The organism is Streptomyces sp. SID1328 (assembly GCF_009865595.1).
GTDB classification, from domain to species: Bacteria; Actinomycetota; Actinomycetes; order Streptomycetales; family Streptomycetaceae; genus Streptomyces; species Streptomyces griseoluteus.
In genome coordinates this window covers 1-6,166 of record NZ_WWKH01000443.1, presented here as the reverse complement: position 1 = coordinate 6,166, position 6,166 = coordinate 1, and the positions used below count along the sequence as shown (strand labels likewise).

Annotated in this window: 8 protein-coding genes and 1 pseudogene; 5 read left to right on the top strand and 4 right to left on the bottom strand. The window is 71.5% G+C overall.

Features of this window, described 5'->3' with window-relative positions; genetic code table 11:
• Window positions 1–72: 72 nt before the first annotated feature.
• Window positions 73–1,209 carry an iron uptake system protein EfeO gene (gene efeO / locus GT030_RS13435; RefSeq protein WP_161201311.1) on the bottom strand — a complete coding sequence of 379 codons (1,137 nt, stop codon included), beginning with the start codon at window positions 1,207–1,209 and terminating at the stop codon, window positions 73–75.
• A 212-nt stretch (window positions 1,210–1,421) separates the two neighbouring features.
• Here efeO and GT030_RS13430 point away from each other — a divergent pair, with 212 nt between their 5' ends.
• A complete protein-coding gene (locus tag GT030_RS13430; RefSeq protein ID WP_161201310.1) occupies window positions 1,422–2,066 on the top strand; it encodes a PhzF family phenazine biosynthesis protein in 645 nt (214 codons plus the stop codon).
• A gap of 4 nt (window positions 2,067–2,070) precedes the next feature.
• Here GT030_RS13430 and map read toward each other — a convergent pair whose 3' ends face one another.
• The gene (gene map / locus GT030_RS13425) at window positions 2,071–2,928 is read right to left on the bottom strand and encodes a type I methionyl aminopeptidase (RefSeq protein ID WP_161201309.1); all 858 of its coding nucleotides are present in this window, start codon (window positions 2,926–2,928) and stop codon (window positions 2,071–2,073) included.
• Window positions 2,929–2,986: 58 nt separating this feature from the next.
• On the opposite strand from map, the gene GT030_RS13420 reads away from it, so the two are divergent.
• Complete coding sequence (locus tag GT030_RS13420; RefSeq protein WP_161201308.1) at window positions 2,987–3,217, top strand: hypothetical protein; 231 nt, start codon at window positions 2,987–2,989, stop codon at window positions 3,215–3,217.
• 105 nt (window positions 3,218–3,322) lie between these two features.
• Here the strand turns inward: GT030_RS13420 and GT030_RS13415 are convergent, their stop codons facing one another.
• A complete protein-coding gene (locus tag GT030_RS13415; RefSeq protein WP_086692546.1) occupies window positions 3,323–3,919 on the bottom strand; it encodes a hypothetical protein in 597 nt (198 codons plus the stop codon).
• Between the two features lie 128 nt (window positions 3,920–4,047).
• Here GT030_RS13415 and npdG point away from each other — a divergent pair, with 128 nt between their 5' ends.
• Together npdG and GT030_RS13405 are read left to right on the top strand one after the other, a co-directional pair.
• The gene (gene npdG / locus GT030_RS13410) at window positions 4,048–4,773 is read left to right on the top strand and encodes an NADPH-dependent F420 reductase (protein WP_161201307.1); all 726 of its coding nucleotides are present in this window, start codon (window positions 4,048–4,050) and stop codon (window positions 4,771–4,773) included.
• 65 nt (window positions 4,774–4,838) lie between these two features.
• Window positions 4,839–5,033 carry a hypothetical protein gene (locus GT030_RS13405; protein ID WP_086692550.1) on the top strand — a complete coding sequence of 65 codons (195 nt, stop codon included), beginning with the start codon at window positions 4,839–4,841 and terminating at the stop codon, window positions 5,031–5,033.
• Here GT030_RS13405 and GT030_RS13400 read toward each other — a convergent pair.
• Window positions 5,023–5,823: a site-2 protease family protein gene (locus GT030_RS13400; protein WP_161201306.1), complete on the bottom strand. Its 801-nt coding sequence runs from the start codon at window positions 5,821–5,823 to the stop codon at window positions 5,023–5,025. The genes GT030_RS13405 and GT030_RS13400 overlap by 11 nt on opposite strands.
• A gap of 150 nt (window positions 5,824–5,973) precedes the next feature.
• Between GT030_RS13400 and GT030_RS13395 the strand changes: the two are divergent.
• A pseudogene (locus GT030_RS13395) lies at window positions 5,974–6,166 on the top strand (helix-turn-helix domain-containing protein); the annotation flags it as partial.

Genomic DNA, 6,166 nt, shown 5'->3' with positions numbered 1-6,166 from the left:
GCCCCAGCCGATCAGCGCGCGCCGCGAGGGTCCGCCACGCTCGTTCTCGTTCATCTCCCGTGCTCCCCGTACCTACTTGACGACCGCGGCCGCGAGCTTGGAGAGCGGCTCGGCCAGGGCGTTCACCGCGTCGGACAGCTCCTTGCGCTGGTCCTTGCCGACCTTGTCGTAGGAGACGAAGTCGTAGGAGTCCTTGGCGGGGCGGTACTTGTCCAGCAGCTTGTCCAGCGCCGCGAACTGCTTGTCCAGTTCACCGGTGAGGGCGGAGTCGTTCTTGGCGGCGACCGGCTTCAGCAGCTCGTACGCCTTCTGCGCGCCCTCGACGTTGCCCTTGAAGTCGACCAGGTCGGTGTGCGCGTAGCGGTCCTCCTCGCCGGTGACCTTGCCGGTGGCGACCTCGTCCAGCAGCTCCTTGGCGCCGTTGGCCATGGAGGTCGGGGTGATCTCGGCCTTGCCGACGCGGTGCTGCCAGTCCTTGAGGTCGGTGACCAGCTCGGCCGCGAGCTTCTTGTCCCCGGCGCCGATCTTCTTGTCCTGCCAGAGGGACTTCTCCAGCCGGTGCCAGCCGGTCCACTTCTGGCCGTCCTCCAGGCCGTCCTCGCGGGTGTCGACCTTGGGGTCGATGTCACCGAAGGACTCGGCCACCGGCTCGGTGCGCTCCCAGCCGAGCCGCGAGGGCGCGTACGCCTTCTTCGCGGCGTCGAGGTCGCCGGCCTGGACCGCCTTGGCGAAGGTCTCGGCGAGGGGGACCGTCTGGTCGGCCTGGTCCTGGGCGTACTCGCGGTATCCGGCGACCGCTGCGTCCAGCGCCGGGTTGCGCTTCGTGGACTTGCCGGAACCGGTCACGTCGAGCTTCTGCCGGACGCCGTGGCCCTTCATGCCGGGACGGCAGGCGATCTCGTACGAGCCCGCCTTCACCTCGGCGGTCAGCGTGTACTTGGTGCCCGGCCCGATGTTCTCCTTCTCGGAGACGATCCGGTCGTCGGGGAAGACGATCTCGACCTCGGTGGCGCGCGAGCCCTTGTTCTCGATCTTCAGGGTGACCTGGCCGGCCGGCACCGACTTCGCGGAGGTGTCGCACGTGGTGTCCGCGGCGGTGACCTGGATGGCGTCGCCGCCCTTGGCGTCGCTCTTGGCGGTACAGGCCGACAGGGCGGTCAGCGCGGCGGCCGCGGTGGCGGCGATCGCGATCGGACGGGCGGCTCGCATACGGGCTCCAGGCGGTCAGGGCGGCTTGAACCCGCCCGCTCGTTCGGTGAGGCTTGCCTAACTTACCCGACCCTTAGTCCGTCCGTCCCCGCCTGATACCGGATTCGAACGGCACGAAAAGATCACAGACACGACTTGGTGTCGGTGTCCAAAAGACGATCTCAAGCAATGGCAAAGAGCAGGTCAAGCGCCCGCGATGCTTCAATGCACCGGTGACTGACTACGACGTGCTCCGGGTCTTCTGCGGCCCCTCGGGCGGCTACGGGAACGAACTGGGCGTCGTCCGCGAGGGCTCGCTCATGCCCGGACGGGACGACCGGCAGGCGCTCGCCGCCAAACTCGGCTTCAGCGAGACCGTGTTCGTGGACGACCCCGAGCGCGGGGTGATCGACATCTACACCCCCGCCTCCCGGCTGCCCTTCGCGGGCCACCCGTGCGTCGGCACCGCCTGGCTGCTCGACGTACCCGAACTGGTCACGCCCGCCGGGGAGGTCGGCACCCGGCTGGACGGCGAGTTCACCTGGATCGAGGCCCGCGCGGAGTGGGCCCCGCCGCGCACCCTGCGCCAGTACGCGAGCGCCGCCGAGGTCGACGCCCTGGAGGTGCCCCCGCCCGGTGAGTGGATCTACGCCTGGGCGTGGGAGGACGAGGCGGCGGGCCGGGTACGGGCCCGTGCCTTCCCCGGCCGGGACGACGGGATCGACGAGGACGAGGCGACCGGCGCGGCCGCGCTGCTGCTCACCGACCGGCTCGGCCGCGCCCTCAACATCGCCCAGGGCCGCGGCTCCCAGATCCTCACCGCCCCCCAGCCGCACGGCTGGGTGGAGGTCGGCGGCCGGGTCGTGCTGGAACGCTGACGCCCTAGGGGAGAGTCAGGATGTCCGCTCCGGTGTCCGTCACCACGAGGGTGTGCTCGAACTGGGCCGTGCGCTTGCGGTCCTTGGTGACGACGGTCCAGCCGTCGTCCCACATGTCGTACTCGTGGGTGCCGAGGGTCAGCATCGGCTCGATGGTGAAGGTCATGCCGGGCTGGATGACCGTGGTGGCGTGGGGGGAGTCGTAGTGCGGCACGATCAGCCCGGAGTGGAACGACGAGCTGATGCCGTGGCCGGTGAAGTCCCGCACGACGCCGTAGCCGAAACGCTTGGCGTAGGACTCGATGACCCGGCCGATGATGTTGATCTGCCGGCCGGGCTTGACCGCCTTGATCGCCCGGTTCAGCGCCTCGCGGGTGCGCTCGACCAGCAGGCGGGACTCCTCGTCCACGTCACCCACCAGATAGGTGGCGTTGTTGTCGCCGTGCACCCCGCCGATGTACGCGGTGACGTCCAGGTTGACGATGTCGCCGTCCCGGAGCACCGTCGAGTCCGGGATGCCGTGGCAGATGACCTCGTTGACCGAGGTGCACAGCGACTTGGGGAAGCCCCGGTAACCCAGCGTCGACGGGTAGGCCCCGTAGTCGCACATGTAGTCGTGCGCGACCTTGTCGAGCTGGTCCGTGGTGACACCGGGGGCGATGATCTTCGCCGCCTCCGCCATGGCCTGCGCGGCGATCCGGCCGGCGGTCCGCATCGCCTCGATCGTCTCGGGCGTCTGCACCTCCGGACCGGTGTACGGCGCGGGCGCGGGCTTTCCTACGTACTCCGGGCGGCGGATGTTCCCGGGCACCGGGCGGGTGGGGGAGAGTTCCCCTGGTACGAGCAGCGACTGGCCAGACATGCCAGCGAGTCTAACCAGCGGGCATGGGGGAACATGTGGGTGGCGAGAGGAGCCGTCGATGTCCGTGTTCAAGAAGCGCACCAAGGGCAAGCCGGGCGAGTGGTACTACTGCCTGGACCACAAGAAGGTCGAGGAGGGCCCCGACTGTCCCGGCGAGGACCGCCTGGGTCCCTACGCCTCCCCGGACGAGGCGCGCCACGCGATGGAGATCGCCCAGGAGCGCAACCGCGAGTGGGAGAACGACCCGCGCTGGCAGGACACCCCGGCCGACGACTCCGACAAGGACTGACGCGGCTCTTTTCGACGTGACCTCGAGCCGCCCCCACCGCCGGTGGGGGCGGCTTCGCATTGCTCACCAGGGCTTTCCCGCCGGGGCTTTCCCGCCATTGCTTTCTCACCAGGGCGCTGCCGGGGGCGCCGTCAGGGTCTCCGCCAGCCGGGACAGCCGGTCCCGGAACCCCCGCCGGGCCCTGGGCGGCCCCGCGTTCTCCCCGGCCGCCGCGCTCACCAGGTGCTGCACGCTGTCCAGGTCCAGCTCCGCACCGTCCGGCACCGCCAGCGTCTCGTGCGCCATCGCCGCCAGCTCGCTCCCGCCCGCTCCCAGCGCCAGTACGGTCACCCCGGCCCGGCGTGCGCTGTGCACCCGCTCCAGCAACTCGGCCGGTTCCTCCGGCGCCACCACCAGCAGGGTCTCGCCGCGCCGGGCCTCCGCGATCCGGCCGGGGCCCACCGCCAGATGCGCCGGGTCACCGGGGCGGGCGTGGTGCCGGACCAGGGTGGGGGCCAGCTCGGGCGTGCCGGACCAGGCCGCCTCGTCCACCAGGTGCGCGGCCAGGTGCCAGGGCTCGTACTCCTCGGTGCCCGCCAGCAGCAGGCCGCCGCCGTGGGCCGTCACCGAGCCGCGCAGCACCCCCGCGAACCGCCGGGTGGCGCCCAACCACTCGGTCCCGGCGAGCACTTCGCGCAGCAGCGCGACCCGTACGGCGTCCATGCGGCCGCATCCTGCCGCAACCGGTCACTCCCGCACCGCAGTTCACGCACGGTTCACCCCTGGGGGTACCGCCTGACACGGCCCACCCTCGCCGGGTGGCGGCGTTGGTACGGACGTAGAGTCGGCCCATGACCTCCAGCGACAGCGCACAGCAGAGCGGTTCCGCCCCCGCGAAGGCCCCCGCCAAGGACCCCTGGGACCTGCCCGACGTCTCCGGGCTGACCGTCGGCGTGATCGGCGGCACCGGACCGCAGGGCAAGGGCCTCGCCTACCGGCTCGCCAAGGCCGGCCAGAAGGTGATCGTCGGCTCCCGCTCCGCGGACCGCGCGCACGCGGCCGCCGAGGAGCTGGGCCACGGCATCGAGGGCGCCGGCAACGCCGAGACCGCCCGCCGCAGCGACGTCGTGATCGTCGCCGTGCCGTGGGACGGCCACGCCGACATCCTGAAGTCGCTCCGCGAGGACCTCGCGGGCAAGCTCGTCGTGGACTGTGTCAACCCGCTCGGCTTCGACAAGCAGGGTGCCTACGTGCTCACCGTCGAGGAGGGCAGCGCCGCCCAGCAGGCCGCGGCGCTGCTCCCGGACTCCCGTGTCACGGCCGCCTTCCACCACCTCTCCGCCGTCCTCCTGGAGGACCCGGAGATCGACGAGATCGACACCGACGTGATGGTCCTCGGCGACAAGCGGGCCGACACCGACATCGTGCAGGCCCTCGCCGGCCGCATCCCCGGCATGCGGGGCGTCTTCGCCGGGCGGCTGCGCAACGCCCACCAGGTGGAGGGACTGGTCGCCAACCTGATCTCCACCAACCGCCGCTACAAGGCGCACGCCGGGCTCCGCGTCACCGACGTGTGACGGCGGCGGGGCCCGATGGGGGACACTGGTCCGCGTAGCAGTGTCCCCCGACAGGAGCCGACCCCATGCCCCGCATCGCCCTCGTCACCCTCGCCGTCTGTGTGCTCGCCGTGGCCGCGGCCGTCGTGTCCTTCGTCCAGGGGAGCTGGCTGGGGATCGTCTGGGTGCTGCTGGCGGGCCTGACGTCCAACATGGCGTTCCTGGCGATCCGGCGCGACCGGGCCAAGTCCGGCACCGGCACCGGCTCCGCTACGGGATGACCGAGCACACCTGCGGGGTCTCGGTCCAGAAGCGGTACAGGTAGTAGCCGCAGTCGGAGAAGGCGCCGTCCACGCCCAGCGCGCTCAGCAGGTTGTAGATCACGTCGAAGAACGCCCGGTTGACCGAGGGCACCCACAGCAGCGCGAACACGATCAGCAGGCCGAACGGGGCGATCGGCTCCACCTGCCGCTTGATCCCGTTCGACAGCCAGGGCTCGATCACGCCGTAGCCGTCCAGGCCCGGCACCGGCAGGAAGTTCAGGACCGCCGCCGTGACCTGGAGCAGCGCGAGGAACGCCAGCGCGTACCGGAAGTCGCGCGGGACGCCGTCCAGCGCGTGCAGCCAGAACGGCGCCGTGCACACCGCCGCGAACAGCACGTTGGTCAGCGGACCGGCCGCCGAGATCAGGCTGTGCCGCCAGCGGCCCCTGATCCGGCCCCGCTCGATGAAGACAGCGCCGCCCGGCAGACCGATCCCGCCCATGATCACGAACAGCACCGGCAGCACGACGCTCAGCAGGGCGTGCGTGTACTTCAGCGGGTTCAGCGTCAGATAGCCCTTGGCGCCGATCGAGATGTCCCCGCTGTGCAGGGCGGTACGGGCGTGCGCGTACTCGTGCAGGCACAGCGAGACGATCCACGCGGCCGTCACGAACAGGAACACCGCGAGCCCCGGCTGCGCCGCGAAGCCCGTCCAGGTCGCCCACCCCGTCACCGCCGCGATGGCCACGATTCCGGCGAACACGGGACTGATCCGGCGGTCGCCGGCACGCGAGAGGGCGGTGGTCATGGGGCTCCTGCCTACGGTGGGTGCTGAGGGTCGACCGTACCGGTGCTGTGGGGGGAACGTCCCGGCCCCGTCGCCGGGTTCCGCGCCCCCGCCACGTCGGCACGCGCGCCGGTGAAACCCGGAGGCGCCGCGGGTGCGTCCCCAGGGACAATGGACCCCGTGCGCTATCGGCTTCTCGGCACCACTCAGGCTCTCCGTCCGGACGGCACCTCCGTCCCCGTCGGCGGTGCGCGGCTGCGCGCCCTGCTGACGGTGCTCGCGCTGCGCGCGGGGCGGACCGTACCGGCCGGGGTGCTGGTCGACGAGGTGTGGGGGGCCGCCCCGCCCGCCGACGCGCCGGGCG

What these genes read in the sequence shown, in the direction of transcription:
- efeO (WP_161201311.1), bottom strand. Translation starts at nt 1,209, where the DNA reads ATGCGAGCCGCCCGTCCGATCGCGATCGCCGCCACCGCGGCCGCCGCG.
- map (WP_161201309.1), bottom strand. Translation starts at nt 2,928, where the DNA reads ATGTCTGGCCAGTCGCTGCTCGTACCAGGGGAACTCTCCCCCACCCGC.
- GT030_RS13420 (WP_161201308.1), top strand. Translation starts at nt 2,987, where the DNA reads ATGTCCGTGTTCAAGAAGCGCACCAAGGGCAAGCCGGGCGAGTGGTAC.
- GT030_RS13415 (WP_086692546.1), bottom strand. Translation starts at nt 3,919, where the DNA reads ATGGACGCCGTACGGGTCGCGCTGCTGCGCGAAGTGCTCGCCGGGACC.
- npdG (WP_161201307.1), top strand. Translation starts at nt 4,048, where the DNA reads ATGACCTCCAGCGACAGCGCACAGCAGAGCGGTTCCGCCCCCGCGAAG.
- GT030_RS13405 (WP_086692550.1), top strand. Translation starts at nt 4,839, where the DNA reads ATGCCCCGCATCGCCCTCGTCACCCTCGCCGTCTGTGTGCTCGCCGTG.
- GT030_RS13400 (WP_161201306.1), bottom strand. Translation starts at nt 5,823, where the DNA reads ATGACCACCGCCCTCTCGCGTGCCGGCGACCGCCGGATCAGTCCCGTG.